Origin of the sequence: Sulfitobacter sp. SK012, assembly GCF_003352085.1 — a bacterium.
Taxonomy (GTDB): Bacteria; Pseudomonadota; Alphaproteobacteria; order Rhodobacterales; family Rhodobacteraceae; genus Sulfitobacter.
The window spans coordinates 4,375,419-4,393,833 of sequence record NZ_CP025804.1 but is presented as its reverse complement, the minus strand read 5'-3'; the positions used below and the strand labels follow the sequence as shown (position 1 = coordinate 4,393,833).

General features: G+C 55.5%; 16 protein-coding genes. 14 read left to right on the top strand and 2 right to left on the bottom strand.

The window, feature by feature from the left end:
* Positions 1-2: 2 nt before the first annotated feature.
* The 10 genes from C1J03_RS21430 to C1J03_RS21385 all read left to right on the top strand — a co-directional run bounded on the left by C1J03_RS21430 (position 3) and on the right by C1J03_RS21385 (position 9,704).
* Positions 3-1,463: a biotin carboxylase gene (locus C1J03_RS21430; RefSeq protein WP_114888425.1), complete on the top strand. Its 1,461-nt coding sequence runs from the start codon at positions 3-5 to the stop codon at positions 1,461-1,463.
* Positions 1,464-1,481: 18 nt separating this feature from the next.
* The gene (locus C1J03_RS21425) at positions 1,482-2,453 is read left to right on the top strand and encodes a C45 family autoproteolytic acyltransferase/hydolase (RefSeq protein ID WP_114888424.1); all 972 of its coding nucleotides are present in this window, start codon (positions 1,482-1,484) and stop codon (positions 2,451-2,453) included.
* Between the two features lie 54 nt (positions 2,454-2,507).
* Positions 2,508-3,155, top strand: coding sequence for a paraquat-inducible protein A (locus C1J03_RS21420; RefSeq protein ID WP_114888423.1), 648 nt, complete (start codon positions 2,508-2,510; stop codon positions 3,153-3,155).
* Entirely contained in the window at positions 3,113-3,772 is a 660-nt protein-coding gene (locus C1J03_RS21415) for a paraquat-inducible protein A (protein ID WP_114889136.1), read from the top strand. Before C1J03_RS21420 ends, C1J03_RS21415 begins: the two co-directional genes overlap by 43 nt.
* Positions 3,765-5,849 (top strand): PqiB family protein, encoded by a 2,085-nt coding sequence (locus tag C1J03_RS21410; RefSeq protein WP_114888422.1) that lies wholly within the window; start codon positions 3,765-3,767, stop codon positions 5,847-5,849. Before C1J03_RS21415 ends, C1J03_RS21410 begins: the two co-directional genes overlap by 8 nt.
* A 1-nt stretch (position 5,850) precedes the next feature.
* Entirely contained in the window at positions 5,851-6,417 is a 567-nt protein-coding gene (locus tag C1J03_RS21405) for a PqiC family protein (RefSeq protein WP_254694121.1), read from the top strand.
* A 64-nt stretch (positions 6,418-6,481) separates the two neighbouring features.
* On the top strand, positions 6,482-6,970 hold the full coding sequence (gene smpB / locus C1J03_RS21400) for an SsrA-binding protein SmpB (protein WP_114889134.1): 489 nt from the start codon (positions 6,482-6,484) through the stop codon (positions 6,968-6,970).
* Positions 6,963-7,619: a glutathione S-transferase family protein gene (locus C1J03_RS21395; protein WP_114888421.1), complete on the top strand. Its 657-nt coding sequence runs from the start codon at positions 6,963-6,965 to the stop codon at positions 7,617-7,619. The genes smpB and C1J03_RS21395 overlap by 8 nt, the downstream gene beginning before the upstream one ends.
* A gap of 46 nt (positions 7,620-7,665) precedes the next feature.
* Positions 7,666-8,520 (top strand): 3-mercaptopyruvate sulfurtransferase, encoded by an 855-nt coding sequence (gene sseA / locus C1J03_RS21390; protein WP_114888420.1) that lies wholly within the window; start codon positions 7,666-7,668, stop codon positions 8,518-8,520.
* Entirely contained in the window at positions 8,520-9,704 is a 1,185-nt protein-coding gene (locus tag C1J03_RS21385; protein ID WP_114888419.1) for an amino acid aminotransferase, read from the top strand. The genes sseA and C1J03_RS21385 overlap by 1 nt, the downstream gene beginning before the upstream one ends.
* A gap of 88 nt (positions 9,705-9,792) precedes the next feature.
* Here the strand turns inward: C1J03_RS21385 and C1J03_RS21380 are convergent, their stop codons facing one another.
* Complete coding sequence (locus C1J03_RS21380) at positions 9,793-11,115, bottom strand: ammonium transporter (RefSeq protein ID WP_114888418.1); 1,323 nt, start codon at positions 11,113-11,115, stop codon at positions 9,793-9,795.
* Between the two features lie 28 nt (positions 11,116-11,143).
* Entirely contained in the window at positions 11,144-11,482 is a 339-nt protein-coding gene (locus tag C1J03_RS21375; protein ID WP_114888417.1) for a P-II family nitrogen regulator, read from the bottom strand.
* A 255-nt stretch (positions 11,483-11,737) separates the two neighbouring features.
* Between C1J03_RS21375 and C1J03_RS21370 the strand changes: the two genes are divergently transcribed.
* The 4 genes from C1J03_RS21370 to C1J03_RS21355 all read left to right on the top strand — a co-directional run bounded on the left by C1J03_RS21370 (position 11,738) and on the right by C1J03_RS21355 (position 18,394).
* The gene (locus C1J03_RS21370; protein ID WP_114888416.1) at positions 11,738-13,942 is read left to right on the top strand and encodes a transglycosylase domain-containing protein; all 2,205 of its coding nucleotides are present in this window, start codon (positions 11,738-11,740) and stop codon (positions 13,940-13,942) included.
* Between the two features lie 102 nt (positions 13,943-14,044).
* Positions 14,045-14,884: a PhzF family phenazine biosynthesis protein gene (locus tag C1J03_RS21365; protein ID WP_114888415.1), complete on the top strand. Its 840-nt coding sequence runs from the start codon at positions 14,045-14,047 to the stop codon at positions 14,882-14,884.
* 469 nt (positions 14,885-15,353) lie between these two features.
* A complete protein-coding gene (locus C1J03_RS21360; RefSeq protein WP_114888414.1) occupies positions 15,354-17,090 on the top strand; it encodes a type I secretion system permease/ATPase in 1,737 nt (578 codons plus the stop codon).
* Positions 17,087-18,394 carry an HlyD family type I secretion periplasmic adaptor subunit gene (locus C1J03_RS21355; RefSeq protein WP_114888413.1) on the top strand — a complete coding sequence of 436 codons (1,308 nt, stop codon included), beginning with the start codon at positions 17,087-17,089 and terminating at the stop codon, positions 18,392-18,394. The genes C1J03_RS21360 and C1J03_RS21355 overlap by 4 nt, the downstream gene beginning before the upstream one ends.
* Positions 18,395-18,415: the final 21 nt, after the last annotated feature.

Below are 18,415 nucleotides of genomic sequence, written 5' to 3'. Positions count from 1 at the left end.
TTATGTCAGCAACTGTGCTCAAAAATATCTCTGAAATTCGCCGGTTCTTTCACCGGAACGATGACCCCGTCTATTTCATTTCGGCGACCAACTTTAACCTGTTGGGTCTTGATGAATGGGTGAAGAACTTCAAATATATCTGTTACATTGACTGTTACGGTGGGAAGCATCCCAACGTGTTCTGCCCATCCGAACAGCCGCATGCGGAATTCCAGTCCATTGAGGACATCAACAATTACCTGCTGCAGCACAAAGAGGTCATCGACTTTATCAAGCGGCGTGGCGGTAAGCCAAAATTTGTCTTCCTAATGTTCGACGAAGAAACCGAGCGCCTTTCAAAAGAACTTGGCGCGGATGTATGGTTCCCAAAGGCCAAGCTGCGCACGAAAATGGACAACAAGATCGAAACTGTCCGCATCGGTAACAAAGCTGGTGTGCCTTCGGTGCCCAACGTTCTGGCCGAAGTCAAAAGCTATGAAAACCTGCGTGCAACTTGCGAAAAGGCTGGGATTGGCCATGATCTGGTGCTGCAATCAGCCTTTGGCGACAGCGGTCACACCACGTTCTTTATCAAATCCGAAGCTGATTTTCGCCGCCACGAGCATGAAATCATCGGCGAAGGCGAGATCAAGATCATGAAACGCATTGATTGCCGAGGCTCCGCGATCGAGGCCTGTGCGACCAAAGAAGGGACAATCGTTGGTCCCCTGATGACCGAACTTGTCGGTTTCAAAGACCTGACGCCTTATCGTGGTGGCTGGTGTGGCAACGAAATCCTTTCCACTGCCTTTCCACCAAAAGTCCGCCAGAAGGCCCGGGAACTGACGTTTAAGTTTGGGGAACAGTTGCGCAAGGAAGGCTACCGCGGGTATTTCGAGCTCGACTTCCTGATCGATAAAAAGACAGGCGATTTGTGGTTGGGTGAGCTGAACCCGCGCATCACAGGTGCGTCTTCGATGACAAATCACGCGGCCTTTGCCCATGCGGACGCGCCATTGTTCCTGTTCCACTTGCTTGAGTTTTCCAAGAAGAAGTTCGAGCTGGACACATCCGAGCTGAACAACCGTTGGGCCAACCCAGATATGATCGACAGTTGGAGCCAGATGGTCATCAAACACACCGATGACAACGTGGATATTTGCACCGCGTCCCCTGAAACTGGCATCTACAAGATGCTAGAAGACGGGCGTGTTGTGTTCGACCGTTTTGATTATCACCGCCGCGCCGTGGAGAGCGAAAACGAAGCGTTCTTCTTGCGGATTTTGCAGCCGGGCGATTACCGCTATGAAGGTGCGGACATCGGCATTCTGGTCACGCGCGGCCGGTCGATGACAAAAGCCTTCCAGCTCAATGAACGGGCCAAGAAATGGATCCATGGCATCAAACGGACGGTAGACGGCAAGCCACTTGCCGTGGCAGAAGCAGGTCCTGCGCTGGCGGACCCAGCGTTCAAAATACTCTAGTATCAGGAAGGCCCACAGATGCTGTGGCGTGCAATATCAGAAGAACAGCCCGGTCCGAAATGGGCTGGGCTGTTCAACGAATACTGGCCTGACTACCATCGCTGGTGGCTCAAGGAAGGCGATAAGGCACGCCCGACCTACGCCCAATCACGCCGTGCTTTGACAACTCACATGCCCGAGATCGTGCCGCTCTATGATGAGCTGTGTGAACTGGCGGGCGGTGGGGACCATGCCGCGCGCTTCCTTAGCTTTGACACGCCACCTGCCTATTTGGCGGGGTGTTCTCAGGCGATTTGGACAGGCAAAGAGCCAGTGATGGTGCGCAACTATGACTACAAGGCAAATGCCTTTGACAGCTTGGTGCTCCATACGGGCTGGCAGGGGCGGCGTGTCATGGGCACGTCAGACGGGCTTTGGGGGCTCGTGGACGGTGTAAATGATGCAGGCCTTGCGATTTCGCTGACTTTTGGCGGCCGGCGTGTTGTTGGGACGGGCTTTGGCGTGCCACTGATCCTGCGCTATGTGATGCAGACTTGTGAGACGGCGGAGGAAGCGGGCAAAGTATTGGCCCGTGTCCCAACGCATATGAGTTACAATGTGACCGTGCTTGACCGCAAACGGAACTATCTGACGGCGATGATGGCACCGGATCGACCAGCAATCATTACCCATGCCGCGGTGGCGACGAACCATCAAGAAAACGTCGAGTGGGTCAGTCACGCGCGCTTCACGGCCACAGTTGAGCGTGAGCGTTTCTTGTTGCAGCGCCTGACGTTGCACCGTGACCCAGAAGAGAAATTCATCGGTGCTTTCCTCAAGCCGCCGCTTTACTCGACGGCGTTTAATGCTGGTTTCGGGACACTGTATACGGCTGTCTACCGGCCCCGAAAACGTGAGATGGAGCTACGCTGGCCGGGAACGGTTTGGCCGTTGTCCCTCAATGAATTTGTTGAAGGTGGTCGACACGTAAGGGTCCCCGGTGCGGCCTAGCCCGCATAGAAAAATGCGATATCGCTGGCACGAAACCTCAGATATGTTGTCCCAATGACAAATGTGGCCCTCCCTCCGGCAGATGTGCTGAACGATGTGTTGATCGTCTGCCGGCAATGTGATGCGACCTACCGTTTGGTTCGGCCCAAATCGGGCGAACGGGCTGTGTGTCGGCGGTGCCACAAGGTGCTGGTTGCCCCGCGCGCGGGTGCAGGTGCGCGCATCATCGCTCTTGCCGTCTCGGTGGTTATCCTAATTGTCGCAGCAACCTATTTTCCATTCCTCCAGATCAGCGCAGGCGGTAAAACACACTCTGTTTCTGTGCTGGACGCGGCATTATCCTTCTCGCATGGCATGTTGGTTGCATTGGCACTCGTAACAGCGGGTCTGATCGTATTTGTGCCGCTCACCCGCATGTTGCTGACGATCTATGTGCTAGTTCCGGTGGTCAGGGATCGACCCCCAGCACGCTATGCAATGCAGGCTTTTCGCTTCTCAGAAGCTTTGCGGCCCTGGTCGATGGCAGAGATTTTTGCTTTGGGTTGCGCTGTTGCTTTGGTCAAGATTTCCGATCTGGCACAAGTCTCGTTTGGGCCAGCGTTCTGGCTCTTTGGCATTCTCGTTGTGCTGGTAGTGGCAACAGATAGTTTTTTATGCAAATGGTCGGTATGGGACTCACTGGAACAACCCAACAAGTCGTAACGGCGCGCGATGCTGGGCTGGTTGTCTGCACCCGGTGCGGCAAAGCTTGGCCACTCGAAACAGCGCATTGCGGACGCTGTGGCCACAAACTTGTCTCACGTGATCCGCATAGTTTGCAGCGGGTTTGGGCGCTGTGGATCATGGGTTTGATGTGCTACTTTCCCGCAAACATCCTGCCGATGCTTGAGACCAAGACGTTGTTCCTCACTGATGAAAGTACGATTATCAGCGGTGCTGTTGAGCTCGCGCATCACGGTGCTTACGGGATCGCGGGGATCATCCTTTTTGCCTCGGTGGTTATTCCGCTGTTTAAATTCTGGGCAATTGCGTTCCTTGCAATCAGTGTCCAGCGCAGATCCACAGCGTCTTATCGGATGCGGCTCTTTCTGTATGAGGTCGTTGAATATATCGGCCGTTGGTCGATGATTGACGTCTTTGTGGTTGCGATTTTGTCATCGCTGGTGCAACTCAAGGCACTTGCTTCGATCAATCCAGGACCCGCCAGTTTCTTCTTTGCACTTTCGGTCATATTCACAATGTTGTCTGCGCAGGCCTTTGACACTCGCCTAATTTGGGATGTTCAACGCAAAGCCGAAGAGGACCCACAAGATGTCTGATACACCTCCTGAGGTTCATATCGAACAACGTCGCAAAGGCGGCTTTTCCGGCGCATCTGTGATTTGGTTGATACCTTTGTTCGCACTTGCTGTGGCACTTGCTGTGGCTTGGAAAACGTTCAACGATCTTGGGCCTCTGATTGTTGTCGAATTCGTGAGCGGCGCAGGGATTGAAGCAGGCCAAACCGAACTTAAATACCGCGATATCACCGTCGGTAAGGTGGAGAAACTCAACTTTACCGAGAACCTAGATCGGGTTGCGGCGCACATCCGTGTCGACAAAGAAATCGGACCTTTCATCGACAACGGGTCGGTCTTTTGGATCGTTCAACCTGAAGTGTCGGCGCGCGGTATTACCGGGCTGAGCACTGTTTTGAGCGGTGTTTATATCGAAGGATCATGGGATTCTGAAGTGGGCCCCTCTGCCGAAACATTCGTGGGTGCCAGCCATCCGCCACTTATTACGCCTGGCCAATCGGGCCTTCAGATCGCATTCAGAACGGCGTCGGGCGGCACCTTGACGGATAATGCGCCCATCCTTTTCAAAGGTATCGAGGTTGGCAAACTGGGCAGGGCACAGATCGCTTCTAATGGTTCTTTTGCCATTGCCGAAGCGCTTATTAATGACGATCATCGCAACCTCATAAATTCCAATACACGGTTCTGGGATACCTCTGGCTTTAGTGTGTCTATCGGGCCAAGCGGTGCCGAAATTGACTTCTCCTCAATCGCGACGCTGGTGGGCGGCGGGATTACGTTCGATACATTTGTTTCTGGCGGTGAGCGGGTCTCAGACGGAACTGTGTTCGAAATTTTTGATAGCAAGGAAGACGCGCGCAGCAGTCTTTTCAACGCGTCCGAAGTGGATCCATTGCGTCTGAACGTAGTCTTTGACGACAACCTTGCAGGTTTGGCTGTCGGTGCTTCGGTTGAATTGAGTGGCCTGCGGATTGGTGATGTTGAAGCGTTGGTCGGTCTTGTGGACTACGACCAATTCGGCGACAGCCGGGTGCGCCTCAATGCGACGCTGGCGATCCAGCCTGCGCGGCTTGGCTTGCCAGGTGAAACGACGCCGGAAAAGGCACTGGCGTTGCTTCAGGAACGGGTGGCTGACGGCCTACGTGCGCGGCTAGCTTCGGCCAGCCTTTTGACCGGGGGTCTCAAGATTGAGCTGGTTTTGGTGGATGATGCTCCTCCCGCGCGCATGGAAGTTGTGGGTGATGAATTGCCTGTCATACCAACGACCCAAAGCAGCACATCGGATGCCGCCGCGACCGTCGAAGGTGTTTTCAGCCGACTTAATAAGCTGCCCATCGAAGAGTTGCTGGAAAGCGCAATAAGCTTGATGAATTCTGCTGATGCATTTGTATCTGATGAAAACCTACGCGAAACGCCGGGCGATGTGCGGACACTTTTGGGCGATCTGTCAGGTCTGGTGAATTCCGAAGATGTGCAAAACGTCCCCGTTGCGCTCAACGCGACGCTTATGCGGGTTGAAGCATTGGTGGCCGAGTTAGAAGAACAGCAATTGGTCGCAAAACTGACCACGGCGCTGGATTCTGCGGCAACCGCGGCGGATGCGATAAGCTCGTCGGTTGAAGGGGTTCCCGAACTGGTAGAGGAAATCCAAGCGATAGCGGCCAAGGCAGAATCGCTGGAGTTCGACGAGCTCTTTAACGAACTGACTGCACTGGTGAAATCTGCAGATAACATCATTGGGACGGATGACGCGATTGCATTGCCGGGTGCCCTCAAAGGTGCGCTGGACGAAATGAATGCGACGTTGGGCGAATTGCGCGCTGGTGGTGCCGTGGACAACGTGAACCAAACGCTTGCTTCGGCACGCAACGCGGCCGACAGCATCGCGATTTCTGCTCGGGACCTGCCGGATGTTGTGGAGCGTCTGACAAAGCTTTTTGCGCAGGCTAGCCGCACCATCGAAGGCTATGATCAAGGGCAGACCCTCGGGCGCGAAGCGAAAACGACCATGCAAGAAATCCAGAAAGCCGCTGATGCCCTTGCCAAACTGGCGCGAACCATTGAACGTAAACCGAATTCGCTGCTGTTGGGACGATAACATGATGAAATACGCGCGCCACCTTGCCACATTGGTTCTTTTCGGCGCTCTAGCGGCGTGCAGCAATCCTGCGCGAGTCGCGGTTGAGCCACCGACAGTGACGCAATCGGTGCGTATTTCATTCCGGTCCGTTGAGGTGCGCGATGTGTCCTTGCCCAGCTATGCTGCGGCCGACGAAATTTCGACGCAAAATGTTGATGGCGCTTTGATTAGCTCCTCCAAAACGCTGTGGGCTGATGCGCCGGAGCGCGCTGTTGCACTTGGGTTAACGCGCAACCTGACGCAGCTGACCGGCGCTCGGATTGCATCTCAGCCTTGGCCGTTCGAAGCCTTTCCCGATGCTCAACTTGAGGTCCGCTTTGCTGAGATGATCGCGGGGAGCGATGGCGTGTTCCGCACGTCTGGTCAGTATTTTGTAGGCGTGTCGGATGGTCGGCGCGAGCGTTCAGGTCTGTTTGATCTGACTGTGGCATATGACCCGGCGGGCGGCCCAGCAGCAATCGCACGGGGGCGCGGACAGATCATTCTGGATCTCGCAACGCTTATTGCCCGCAATGGTTTGAGCTAAAACCTGACTTTCATGCGCATCACTTGCCTTGCGCGGGGCAGGCCAAGTCCCTACATCTGCGATCATGTCCCAAGTTAAATCCACCGGTAAATCCGACCCCAACTATAAAGTCATCGCAGAGAACCGGCGCGCCCGGTACGATTTTGCGATTGATGAAGATATCGAATGTGGTGTCATCCTCGAAGGCTCGGAAGTGAAATCGTTGCGCATGGGTGGCTCCAACATCGCCGAAAGCTATGCAGCGGTTGAGGATGGAGAGCTTTGGCTCGTGAACAGTTACATCGCGCCCTACAAGCAGGCCAAGACATTCGGTCATGAGCTGCGCCGTCGTCGCAAGATGTTGGTGTCGCGCAAGCAGTTGGCGCATCTGTGGAATGCAACCCAGCGTAAGGGCATGACCCTTGTCCCGCTAGTAATGTATTTCAACCACCGCGGCATGGCCAAGCTCAAGATTGGCATCGCCAAAGGCAAAAAGAACCACGACAAGCGTGAAGCCTCAGCCAAGCGCGATTGGTCACGCCAAAAATCCCGCCTCCTCAAAGACAATGGGTGATCGGCTTGGCCTGATCGGATACCATTATTCAGTCTACACGCGGATTGTGCGGATGGCTGGGATCGCGTTTGAACTACAGCTCCGCTATACTGAAGCCGATCCTTTTGCCGCGCATCCTGATCCTGTGCTTGCGGCCCATACGCCCTTGGGACGGGTGCCAGTGTTAACACACGGTGATTTTATCCTGACGGAAACGGCCGCCATCCTGCGTTACCTTTCAGCATTAGCGGCAGGCCCAAGCCTTGTGCCAAACGACCCAAAGGCAGCGGCGCGCATGGCGCAAGTGATCGGGATCGTGGATGCCTATGGCTATGTGCCGATGGTGCGGCAGGTTTTCTCAAATGCGGTCTTTGCACCAATGATGAACGAGGCTGGCGATCCTGAACAGATCGTGCGTGGCCTTGCAGGGGCAAAGCCGGCGCTGTCGCTGCTTAATGAAATCGCCACCGAAGGTTTGGTCTTGAACGGAACGGTGACGCTTGCGGATATTCACCTTGCTCCGATGATCTCGTATTTCACCATGGCCAAGGATGGCGCAGCGTTGTTGGCGCAATATGCTGCTTTAGCTATGTGGTGGGCTAGGGCGTCTACTTTGCCTTGCTTGCAAAATACGGACCCTTTTGCACCCCAAGCACACTTGCCTGTTTGAGGCCTTGGCGGTAGGCAAAGAAAACCCATGACATAAGGGATTTCCAATGACCGATGATCCAAAAACACTTGTCTCCACAGCGTGGCTGGCAAAACATCTAAAAGACCCGGACCTGCGTTTGCTAGACGCGTCATGGTATCTGCCGGATGCGGGCCGTGATGCAAAGGCTGAATACAACGATGGCCATATCCCCGGTGCGCGGTTTTTCGACATTGAAGACATTTCAGACGCCCGGTCCGATCTACCGCATATGGCACCGCCGGTTGAGAAATTTATGTCCCGAATGCGCGCATTGGGCGTGGGTGATGGGCACCAAGTGGTTGTTTATGATGGCGCTGGGCTTTTGTCAGCGGCACGCGTGTGGTGGCTTTTTAAGCTGATGGGGCAGGCGAACGTTGCTGTGCTGGATGGGGGGCTGCCGAAGTGGGTTGCCGAGGGTAACGCCCTAGAGGACATGCCGCCAATTCCACGCGACCGGCATATGACCGTGCGGTTGCAAAACCAACTGGTGCGCGATGTGACACAAGTGGCCCACGCCTCCAAGCTTGGTGATCCGCAGATTGTTGATGCGCGTGCGGCCAGCCGGTTTCGGGGCGATGCGCCAGAGCCACGCGAAGGTTTGCGCGCAGGTCATATCCCGGGCGCGCGCAATGTGCCCTTCGGAGACCTATTGAACAGCGACAAGACTATGAAATCCGTCGATGCAACCCGCACAATATTTGAAACCGCTGGTGTTGATCTGTCCAAGCCAATCATCACGAGCTGTGGGTCCGGCGTCACCGCCGCCATCCTCGCCCTCGCGCTTGAACGTTTGGGCCACAACGCTTGGTCGCTTTATGACGGGTCTTGGGCGGAATGGGGCATGTTCCCTACCGTACCCGTCGCAACTGGAGACGCATAATGTTTGAGACCCTCAAAGCACAACCCGCCGACAAGATCCTAGCGTTGATGCAGATGTACCGCGAAGATCCGCGTGACACTAAAGTTGACCTTGGCGTGGGCGTCTACAAAGACGCGACCGGCCTGACACCAGTCATGCGCGCCGTCAAAAAGGCCGAGCATCAGTTGTGGGAAACACAAGTTAGCAAAGTCTACACGGGGCTCGCTGGCGATCCGGCATTTGGCGATGCGATGATCGATCTGGTTCTGGACGGTGCTGTGGCGCGCGACACAATCGCCGCCGCTGCGACGCCGGGCGGGACGGGCGCGGTGCGTCAAGCCTTTGAATTGATCCAGATGGCGCGTCCGGATGCGCGGGTGTTTGTCTCGGATCCGACGTGGCCAAACCATTTGTCGATCCTGTCCTATCTGGGGATAGAAACGATTCCCTACCGCTATTTCGACAACGAAACGCGCGGCGTGGATTTTGATGGATTGATCGAAGACCTCAAGACCGCGCGCAAGGGCGATGTGGTTTTGCTGCATGGCTGCTGCCACAACCCAACGGGGGCAAACCTGAACCCGGCAGAGTGGGATGCGGTGATCGAGGTGCTGTTGCAGACCGGCGCCACACCCATGATCGACATCGCCTATCAGGGCTTTGGCGATGGTCTGGCCGAAGATGCTGCTGCGACGCGCAAAGTTGTCGCCGCGGTGCCGGAATGCCTGATTGCAGCGAGCTGTTCGAAGAACTTTGGCATCTACCGCGAACGCACGGGGCTTTTGATGGCCATTGCGTCAGATAAGTCAGCGCAACAGCTCAACCAACAAACACTGGCATTTCTGAACCGTCAGAACTTTAGCTTTCCGCCCGATCACGGTGCGCGGTTGGTGACGATGATCTTGAATGATAGCGCTTTGCGGGCCGACTGGCAGGCGGAGCTTGAAGAGGTGCGCCATGCCATGCTTGGCCTGCGCACACAGCTCGCGGGTGAACTGCAGCGTTTGTCAGGTTCAGATCGATTTGGGTTCCTCGCACAGCACCGGGGCATGTTCTCAAGGCTGGGAACAACGCCGGAGATGGTTGAAAAGCTGCGCGCAGATCACGGGATCTATATGGTGGGCGACAGCCGTATGAACATCGCTGGGCTGAACGCGGAAACTGTCCCGATTTTGGCCAAGGCGATTATTGACGTTGGTATCTGAACCACCAAAATACGCTTAAAATCGATGGTGCAAAAAGAAAAACCCGGCCAGTTAAGGCCGGGTTTTATATGTTTCAGGGTCTCAGTACTTAGCTCTTTGAGAACTCGGGATAAGCTTCCATGCCCAGTTCAGACATATCTAGGCCCATGATCTCGGCTTCTTCGCTAACCCGAATGCCCATGGTCATCTTGAGGATGAACCACACGATCCCGGATGTGACGAAGACAAACGCCCCGACAACAACGATGGAGTAAAGCTGCGTTCCTAGGTTCGCATCGCCATTGGTAAAGACGACAGCGATTGTCCCCCAGATACCTGCAAAGAGGTGAACTGGGATCGCACCAACCACATCGTCGATCTTGAACTTGTCCAAGAGTGGCACTGCGAAGACCACGATAACACCACCGACGGCACCAATCAAAGTAGCGGACATCAGTGAAGGCGTCAGCGGTTCAGCGGTGATGGACACCAGGCCCGCCAATGCACCGTTCAGGATCATCGTCAGGTCAGGCTTGCGGTAAAGAACCTGTGTCAGGATCAGTGCGGCAATCGCACCACCAGCAGCAGCTGTGTTGGTGTTGGAGAAGATGCGGCTGATGTCAGAGACGTTGGCAGCGCTATCCATGTAGAGTTGTGAGCCGCCATTAAAGCCGAACCAACCGAGCCACAGGATGAACATACCCAGCGTCGCAAGGGCAAGGTTGCTACCCGGCATTGGAACGACACGGCCATCTTTGTATTTGCCGATACGTGGGCCGAGGATCAGCGCGCCTGCCAAAGCAGCCCAGCCGCCTACGGAGTGCACAACGGTTGAGCCCGCAAAATCAAGGAAACCCATGCTGTCCAAGAAACCGCCGCCCCATTTCCAAGACGCTTGGATTGGGTAGATTACGGATGTCAGAAGAACCACAAAGATCAAGAACGGCCAGAGTTTGATCCGCTCGGCCAATGCGCCTGACACGATGGATGCCGTCGCGGCACAGAACATCAATTGAAAGAAGAAATCTGAACCAACAGAGGCATAGGTCAGATCAGGCTCAGCTCCGACAAGACCGACAGGTTCGAGGCTTGCGAACTTAAACGCGCCAAGCATGCCGTCGATGCTCCAACCGTCGCCCGGGTACATCAGGTTATAACCCAACAGGAAGTAAAACACGGAAGCGAGGCTAAGAAGTGCCACGTTCTTGGTCAGCTGCATGGTAACGTTTTTGCCGCGTACCAGCCCAGCTTCGAGCATTGCAAAGCCAGCCGCCATGAAGAACACCAAAAAGCCTGCCACAAGGAACATGAAGGTGGTGAAAATAAAGCCTATCTCGGCGTTGGTGGGTGTCGTATCTGCTTCTTGTGCCAGACCTAGCGATGGGAGCGCGATCGCTGCCGCCGTGATCGAGAGTTTCGTGAACAGGTTCATCTGTATTTTCCTCGTTGGAATGTATGGATTAAATGGCTTCTTCGCCGGTCTCGCCCGTGCGAACCCGCACGGCCTGCTCGACATCAAGGACGAAGATTTTGCCGTCGCCGATCTTGCCGGTTTGTGCCGTTTGGCTGATCACTTCGACCATCTGGTCGGCAACGTTGTCTGCAACAACCAGCTCGAGCTTTACCTTGGGCACAAAATTCACAACGTATTCTGCGCCACGGTAAATCTCTGTGTGACCTGACTGGGCGCCGAACCCTTTTATTTCTGTAACCATGAGTCCGCGCACGCCGACGTCGGTCAAAGCTTCGCGCACCTCTTCGAGTTTGAATGGTTTTATGGTGGCAATGATGAGTTTCACCGTTGAGTCCCCTTTTGATCCGCAGGCTTGTCCTGCTTTAGACAGGGGTAGAGAGCCGGTAAGCGCGGGGTTTATGAAAGGTTAAGGCTGCCAATCGAGGTGTTTAACCGACTGCGATGCTCAAAAAGTGTGCGATATACCCGTTCTGCACAAAAATTACGCAAAATATTGACACTTCTTGTCCCTGCAAGCGCTAAACAATTCGCTCAGAGGCGGCTAGACTACATAAAAATCAAGCCGGGCAGGCCCTAAACAATGACTGATTCACCCAAGCGCAAGCGGCCTCTGGTCGCCGATAAGCGCTATTCGTCCAAACCTAAGGCCAGCGCTACAAAAGCGAAGCGCAAGCCAAAGCGCAAACCGCGCCGGGTGAAGCGTACCGGCATCCTTGGATGGCCAGGTCGTTTGATGCGTTGGATCTTGCGGCTGATCTGGGTGGTGACATCCCGTGCAGCACTCGTGGGCTGCGCGATTTTGGCTCTGGCGATCGGTTATTTCTATACGACGTTGCCACCGGTTGACGAACTGCTAGATGGACGCGCGCGCGGCTCGGTTACGATGCTGGATCGCGATGGCCGGGTCTTTGCATGGCGAGGTGATCAATTTGGCGGGGTCGTGACATCAGACAGCGTGTCGCCCTATCTCAAGAACGCGGTGGTCGCGACGGAAGACAAACGGTTCTACCGGCATTTTGGCCTCAGTCCGCGGGGCATCGCATCAGCAGTGCGCATCAACCTGTCAGAAGGGCGCGGACCCTTGCAGGGTCACGGCGGCTCTACCATCACGCAGCAGGTCGCAAAGCTTCTGTGTCTAGGTGATCCTTTTGATCCAGCAGCAGGTCAGACTGAGCGTGAGTACGAGGCGGCGTGCCGTCGCGGCTCCCTGTCTCGCAAAGCCAAAGAGGCGATTTATGCACTCGCGATGGAAGCGAAATACTCCAAGGGTGAAATCCTGTCGATCTATCTGAACCGGGCGTATATGGGCGGCGGCGCGTATGGCGCAGAAGCGGCCGCCCAGCGGTTCTTTGGCAAACCAGCAGCTACAGTCAGCGCGGCTGAAGCGGCGATGTTGGCCGGGTTATTGACTGCCCCCACGACTTTGTCGCCCACCAACAGTTTGGATCGCTCGCAAAATCGCGCGGCAACCGTTGTGCGTCTTATGGAAGAGCAGCGTTATCTAACGGCTGCTGAAGCGGCAGACGCTCAGGCCAACCCCGCCGTCCTGTCAGACGCAGCAGAAGCGGAAGCGGGAGGATACTTTGCTGATTGGGTGATGTCGTCGGGCCCTGAATTTTTCACCCGCAAGACCACAGAAGACGTGATCATCAAGACAACCCTCGATCCGCGGATGCAGCGCGCTGCCGAAGACGGACTGAACTGGGTTTTTGACAATAAGGTCCGCGAGGGGTCAGAGGCTCAGGCGGCGATTGTCGTGATGTCAGCGGATGGGGCCGTGCGTGCCATGGTTGGCGGTCGCAAAACCAAAGTGTCGGGTGCCTTCAATCGGGCCACGCAAGCATTGCGTCAAACCGGATCAGCCTTCAAGCCGTTCATCTATGCTGCAGCGCTTGATTTGGGATACTCTCCTAACGATACAATCGACGACGCGCCTTATTGCCAGAATATCCCCGGCTCCGGAGAATGGTGCCCCAAGAACTATACCAAGAGTTATAAGGGCCCGGTCACGTTGACGGATGCCCTGAAGCTTTCGTTGAACATCCCCGCAGTGAAAGTGTCCGAAAGCGTCGGTCGCGGGTTGGTCGCGCGGGTTGCGGAGCAATTCGGCATTAAGAGTGACCTCGCCGCGGGCCCGGCGCTGGCACTAGGCGTCTCTGAGAGCACCTTGCTGGAAATGACGGGTGCCTTCGCTGGCATCCTGAACGGCGGCTCTTCGGTGCAGCCCTACGGGTTGATCGACCTGAGCTTGCGCGGGGACACGGAACCCTTGATGGGAACAGGCGGTGGGATCGGAGAGCGGGTCATTCAAGAGGCTGCCGCCGGCCAACTGATCTACATGATGGAAAAGGTCGTTTCCGAAGGCACTGGCCAGCGTGCCCAATTTGAAGGCCGCGAGTTGGCAGGCAAAACCGGCACAACCCAAGCTGCGCGCGATGCTTGGTTCATTGGGTTCTCAGCGGATTACGTTGCTGGGGTCTGGATGGGGTATGACGACAATACCCCGCTCAAGGGTGTGACGGGCGGAGGTTTGCCCGCAGAAATCTGGCGCGAGGTCATGACCCGCGTTCATGAGGGGGTGCCGCCCAAGCCGCTCCCAATGCAGGCACCAGTGGCACCTCAGGTGGTCTTTGACGGCAACATCTCTACGTCTGATCCTGATGCAAGTGGGGGGCGTGGAACCAGCGTTATCGACAAGATCTTGGGCGATATATTTGGCAGAGGAAGCAGCGGCACCAGAACGGAGCGCAAGGCAGATCGCGCCCGAGACAATGAAAACCGCTAAGCCGACATCACGCTTTGTGATTGGTGTGCTGTCAAAACGGAATTTTCCTTTCTAGGGGAGGGATGTCAGGTGTCCGATAAGTAATTAACAGGAGACATTCTCATGAAACCAATTCACATCTCTGCGTTCGCTGAAGGGGCCGAGGGCGGCAATCCTGCTGGTGTCTGGATCGGTGATAGATTGCCTGCTCCGGCAGAAATGCAGGCGATCGCGGCTGAGATAGGCTATTCTGAAACGGTATTTGCGATGCCTGCGAATGAGGGCTGGAAGGTTCGATACTATGCTCCCCAAGGTGAGGTTGCCTTTTGCGGTCATGCGACGATCGCTTTGGGTGCCGCATTAGGCCGGCAAGAAGGCTCCGGCGTGTTTGCACTTGCACTGCGGGACAATCAAATCACGGTCCAAGCGCGTGTGGATGGTGAAAACGTTCAAGCCGCCCTGCAATCGCCCTCAACTTGGTCAAAACCGCTTGAAGCTACTCTGACGGATCAGGTGTTGGGGCATTTTGGCTTGAAACGGGATGACCTTGACCTCCGATTGCCGCCAACCTTGGCCTTTGCGGGGGTGCGTCACGCGGTTCTGACACTCTCTGATCGGGCTGCCCTAGCCGCGATGGCGTATGATTTTGACGAAGTTCGGGCGGTTATGTCTGCCCATGATTTGACCACGATCAGCTTGCTCCACATTGAAGGACCAAGGGCATTTTCCTCTCGAAATGCTTTTGCGAGCGGGGGCGTTATCGAAGACCCTGCAACCGGGGCTGCCGCTGCTGCGCTTGGTGGGATGCTGGTTGATCTTGACTGGGACGGCTTACAAGCGGGCGGGAGATTTGAGATCGCCCAAGGAGTGGATATGGGCATGGCGTCGCGTATTGGTGTCGATGTATCGGGGACGCCGGGAGACAGCGTTCGCGTCAGCGGTGCGGCGCGCTGGATGTCCTAAGGGTACATTGTTTCCTCTGGGTTGCGGTGCGTTGCGCTGTTCATGCTTTGCTCGAGGCATCGGCCCAAGATGAGGGGTCATTCAATGCGCTAAATGTCGCCGTTCAGTGTTCGAGGCGGTCTCATGGGCGGAGCTGGGCCCATTCTTAGTGGGGAAGCTGTGCCGGTAACGTCAACAATTTTAAAAAATTAAATAATAACAGTGTTTTGCGGATTTATTGTTTAATCCCTTCCCAAGGGTGGGAAGCCTTGAATGGACCCATATTCAAACCCAAATTGGAATGTGATACGTGACCTGACAGAAGCGTGCCGGCATCAATTGAAAGTTTGATCCAATCGTAACTTGGAAATTCCTTGTTAATGCCACTATGGCTAAGTCAATGTGCGGCCAAATACAGGGCGCGCACAGCACGTCCATGAGGCTAATGCACCCCTGACTTAACAGGGGGCGAGCGAGCGGAAAGGTTACGATGATGAGCGATCTCGTGAAGAACGGTCGAGCAGAGCTGCGCGAGGTGCGCAAGCGCAGTAGATATCTCTATTGGACAGTTGGGCTTTTTAGCTTGTTTGCCAATCTGCTGATGCTTACGGGTCCGATGTATATGCTGCAGGTTTACGACCGCGTTCTGGGTTCTGGGTCGCAGGAAACGTTGATCGCGTTATCGTTGCTGGTGCTATTTATGTACACGATTATGGGCATCCTCGACTATACGCGCGGTCGTATCATGGCCCGCGTCGGTGCCCGCTTTCAAGAAGATCTGGACCGACGTGTCTTTGATGCGGTTGTGCGTAAATCCGCCGTGGCCCCTGATGTCAAAACCAACGGTGGCCTTGCCGATCTTGAGGCAGTTCAACGCCTGATCACGTCGCCTGTTTTTATGGCTGGCTTTGACTTGCCTTGGACACCGATCTTTTTCGCGGGGATTTTCATTTTCCACGCCTATCTTGGATACTTGGCGCTTGCGGGTGCGGCGCTTTTAGTGCTGATCGCTGTGGCAAACCAAATGTTGTCTCGGCATGCGCAAGCAAAAGCTGGCGTGTCGGGCCAAGCCGCCTCTGCAATGGCGGATCAAATCCGTACCGAAGCGGAGATTGTCCAAGCGATGGGCATGCGCGATGCCGCCTTCACCCGTTGGCAAAAGGCGCGCACCGTCGCGCTTGAAAGCCAAGTTCGGGCGACTGATGTGGGCGGTACCTTTACATCAATGACAAAAACACTGCGGTTGATTTTGCAATCGGCGATGCTGGGCATGGGCGCCTATTTGGTCCTGAAGAATGAATTGACACCGGGAGCTATGATCGCGGGGTCGATCCTTTTGGGTCGCGCGTTGGCACCGGTTGAGATGGCGTTGAACCAATGGCCCATCGTACAACGTGGTATGGGCGCTTGGGGCAATTTAGCGGAACTTTTGGGCGCAGTATCGCCAGAGCCGCCACGCACAGAATTGCCAAAGCCCAAAGCCCTTTTGCAGGCTCGCAACCTGACTGTTGTGCCGCCCGGCGAAAAACAGGCTTCGCTCAAATCAGTGACCTTTACTGTTGAGCCAGGACAGGCGGTTGGCGTGATTGGCCCGTCTGGTGCTGGTAAATCAACCTTGGCACGTACGCTGACAGGTGTTTGGCGCCCCGCAGGCGGTTCGGTTCGCTTGGACAGTGCCGCGCTTGAGCATTACGGAACCGAAACACTCGGTCGCCATATCGGTTATTTGCCCCAGCGCGTGCAGCTTTTTGATGGCACGATAGCCCAGAACATTGCTCGATTGGCTGATAACCCTGACGACGCAAAGGTTGTTGCCGCGGCCAAGATGGCCGCGGCCCATGAAATGATCCTAGAGTTGCCGCAGGGTTACGACACGTTGATCCAATCCGGGCAGGTGCGTCTTTCGGGTGGGCAGATGCAGCGGATTGGGCTTGCACGGGCGCTCTATGATGATCCGGTGCTGGTTGTGCTCGATGAACCTAACTCGAACCTCGACAATGTCGGCTCGCAAGCGCTTAATCACGCAATCCGCGAGATGAAAGCGGCAGGACGTTCGGTGATGATCATGGCACACCGACCCGCGGCAATTCAGGAATGCGACTCGCTGTTGGTGCTGGATGGTGGGATGCGCATGGCCTTTGGTCCAAAGGACGAGGTGTTGGCTGGCATGGTCAAGAATCACAAGCAGCTCAAGAAAGCACCGGCAGATTCAGGAGGCGTAACATGAAGAGTTCAAACAACCGCTGGTCGGCTTGGCGGCCAGTCCTTATTGGCTTTATCGGCTTGGCGCTTCTCTTTGGTGGATTTGGGACTTGGGCTGTGACCACGAACATCGCGGGTGCAATTGTTGCGTCCGGACGGCTCGAGGTCGAGCAAAATCGTCAGATCGTGCAGCATGACACAGGCGGCACCGTCTCAGAAATCTTGGTAAAAGAAGGCGACACCGTCGCCGCAGGCGAGCTTTTGATCCGGCTTGATCCGCAACAGCTCGCATCGCAATTGGCGATCAATGAAGGGCAGCTTTTTGAGTTGATGGCGCGTCGTGGCCGTCTGGAAGCGGAACGTGATGAGACCGATACAGTCACCTTTGACGAAGAGTTGATCGCTGTAGGTTTGGCCAATTCTGACCTGCAGGAACTGATGGACGGTCAAGGAAATCTGTTTACCGCGCGCCGTAATTCAGTTGCCCGCGAGATTGAGCAATTGGGTAAGCGTCGAGGCCAAATCGAAGATCAGATTATCGGAATTGAAGCGCAAGAAGCGTCACTTGCAACGCAGGCAGAGTTGATCGAGCAGCAGCTGAAAAGCCAGCAATCGCTACTGGATCAAGGTTTGGCTCAAGCGGCTACTGTTATTGGACTGCAGCGGGAGCAGGCGCGTTTGCGCGGCGAGATCGGCGAGCTTGCGGCGTCCAAGGCACAAGCCGGTGGTCGCGTTACTGAGACGGAAATCGAGGTCCTCAAGTTGGGCACCGCTGGGCGCGAAGAAGCAATCACACGGTTGCGAGATTTGCGGTATCGCGAATTGGAATTGATTGAACAACGCATCGCATTACGGGCTGAGATTGACCGGCTTGATATTCGGGCACCAGTCTCAGGCATTGTTTATTCGATGCAGGTGAGCACGCCGCGTTCGGTGATCCGTACAGCAGATCCTTTGATGTATCTGGTACCCCAAGACCGCCCGTTGGTGATTGCAGCGCGGGTCCAACCGATCCACGTGGATGAAGTGTCGGTGGGTCAAGCTGTCAAACTGCGCCTGTCATCGCTCGATCAACGATCGACGCCCGAACTTACTGGTCATGTGGTGCAGATATCGGCGGATGCGCTGGAAGATGATGCGACAGGCCAGCCTTATTACCGGGCTGAAATAACACTTGATGCAGGTGAACTCGGTAAGTTGGCGGAGGGCACCGTTTTGGTTCCGGGCATGCCTGTGGATGCGTTCATTCGAACTGCTGAACGGTCCCCAATGGCCTACCTGATCAAACCTATGGCTGACTATTTTGTGCGTGCTTTCCGCGAAAGCTGATCTGCCCCCTTTCGGCTCGGC

Coding starts and splice junctions, on each gene's coding strand:
- C1J03_RS21430 (WP_114888425.1), top strand. CDS start 3: ATGTCAGCAACTGTGCTCAAAAATATCTCTGAAATTCGCCGGTTCTTT.
- C1J03_RS21425 (WP_114888424.1), top strand. CDS start 1,482: ATGCTGTGGCGTGCAATATCAGAAGAACAGCCCGGTCCGAAATGGGCT.
- C1J03_RS21420 (WP_114888423.1), top strand. CDS start 2,508: ATGACAAATGTGGCCCTCCCTCCGGCAGATGTGCTGAACGATGTGTTG.
- C1J03_RS21415 (WP_114889136.1), top strand. CDS start 3,113: ATGGTCGGTATGGGACTCACTGGAACAACCCAACAAGTCGTAACGGCG.
- C1J03_RS21410 (WP_114888422.1), top strand. CDS start 3,765: ATGTCTGATACACCTCCTGAGGTTCATATCGAACAACGTCGCAAAGGC.
- C1J03_RS21405 (WP_254694121.1), top strand. CDS start 5,851: ATGATGAAATACGCGCGCCACCTTGCCACATTGGTTCTTTTCGGCGCT.
- smpB (WP_114889134.1), top strand. CDS start 6,482: ATGTCCCAAGTTAAATCCACCGGTAAATCCGACCCCAACTATAAAGTC.
- C1J03_RS21395 (WP_114888421.1), top strand. CDS start 6,963: ATGGGTGATCGGCTTGGCCTGATCGGATACCATTATTCAGTCTACACG.
- sseA (WP_114888420.1), top strand. CDS start 7,666: ATGACCGATGATCCAAAAACACTTGTCTCCACAGCGTGGCTGGCAAAA.
- C1J03_RS21385 (WP_114888419.1), top strand. CDS start 8,520: ATGTTTGAGACCCTCAAAGCACAACCCGCCGACAAGATCCTAGCGTTG.
- C1J03_RS21380 (WP_114888418.1), bottom strand. CDS start 11,115: ATGAACCTGTTCACGAAACTCTCGATCACGGCGGCAGCGATCGCGCTC.
- C1J03_RS21370 (WP_114888416.1), top strand. CDS start 11,738: ATGACTGATTCACCCAAGCGCAAGCGGCCTCTGGTCGCCGATAAGCGC.
- C1J03_RS21365 (WP_114888415.1), top strand. CDS start 14,045: ATGAAACCAATTCACATCTCTGCGTTCGCTGAAGGGGCCGAGGGCGGC.
- C1J03_RS21360 (WP_114888414.1), top strand. CDS start 15,354: ATGATGAGCGATCTCGTGAAGAACGGTCGAGCAGAGCTGCGCGAGGTG.
- C1J03_RS21355 (WP_114888413.1), top strand. CDS start 17,087: ATGAAGAGTTCAAACAACCGCTGGTCGGCTTGGCGGCCAGTCCTTATT.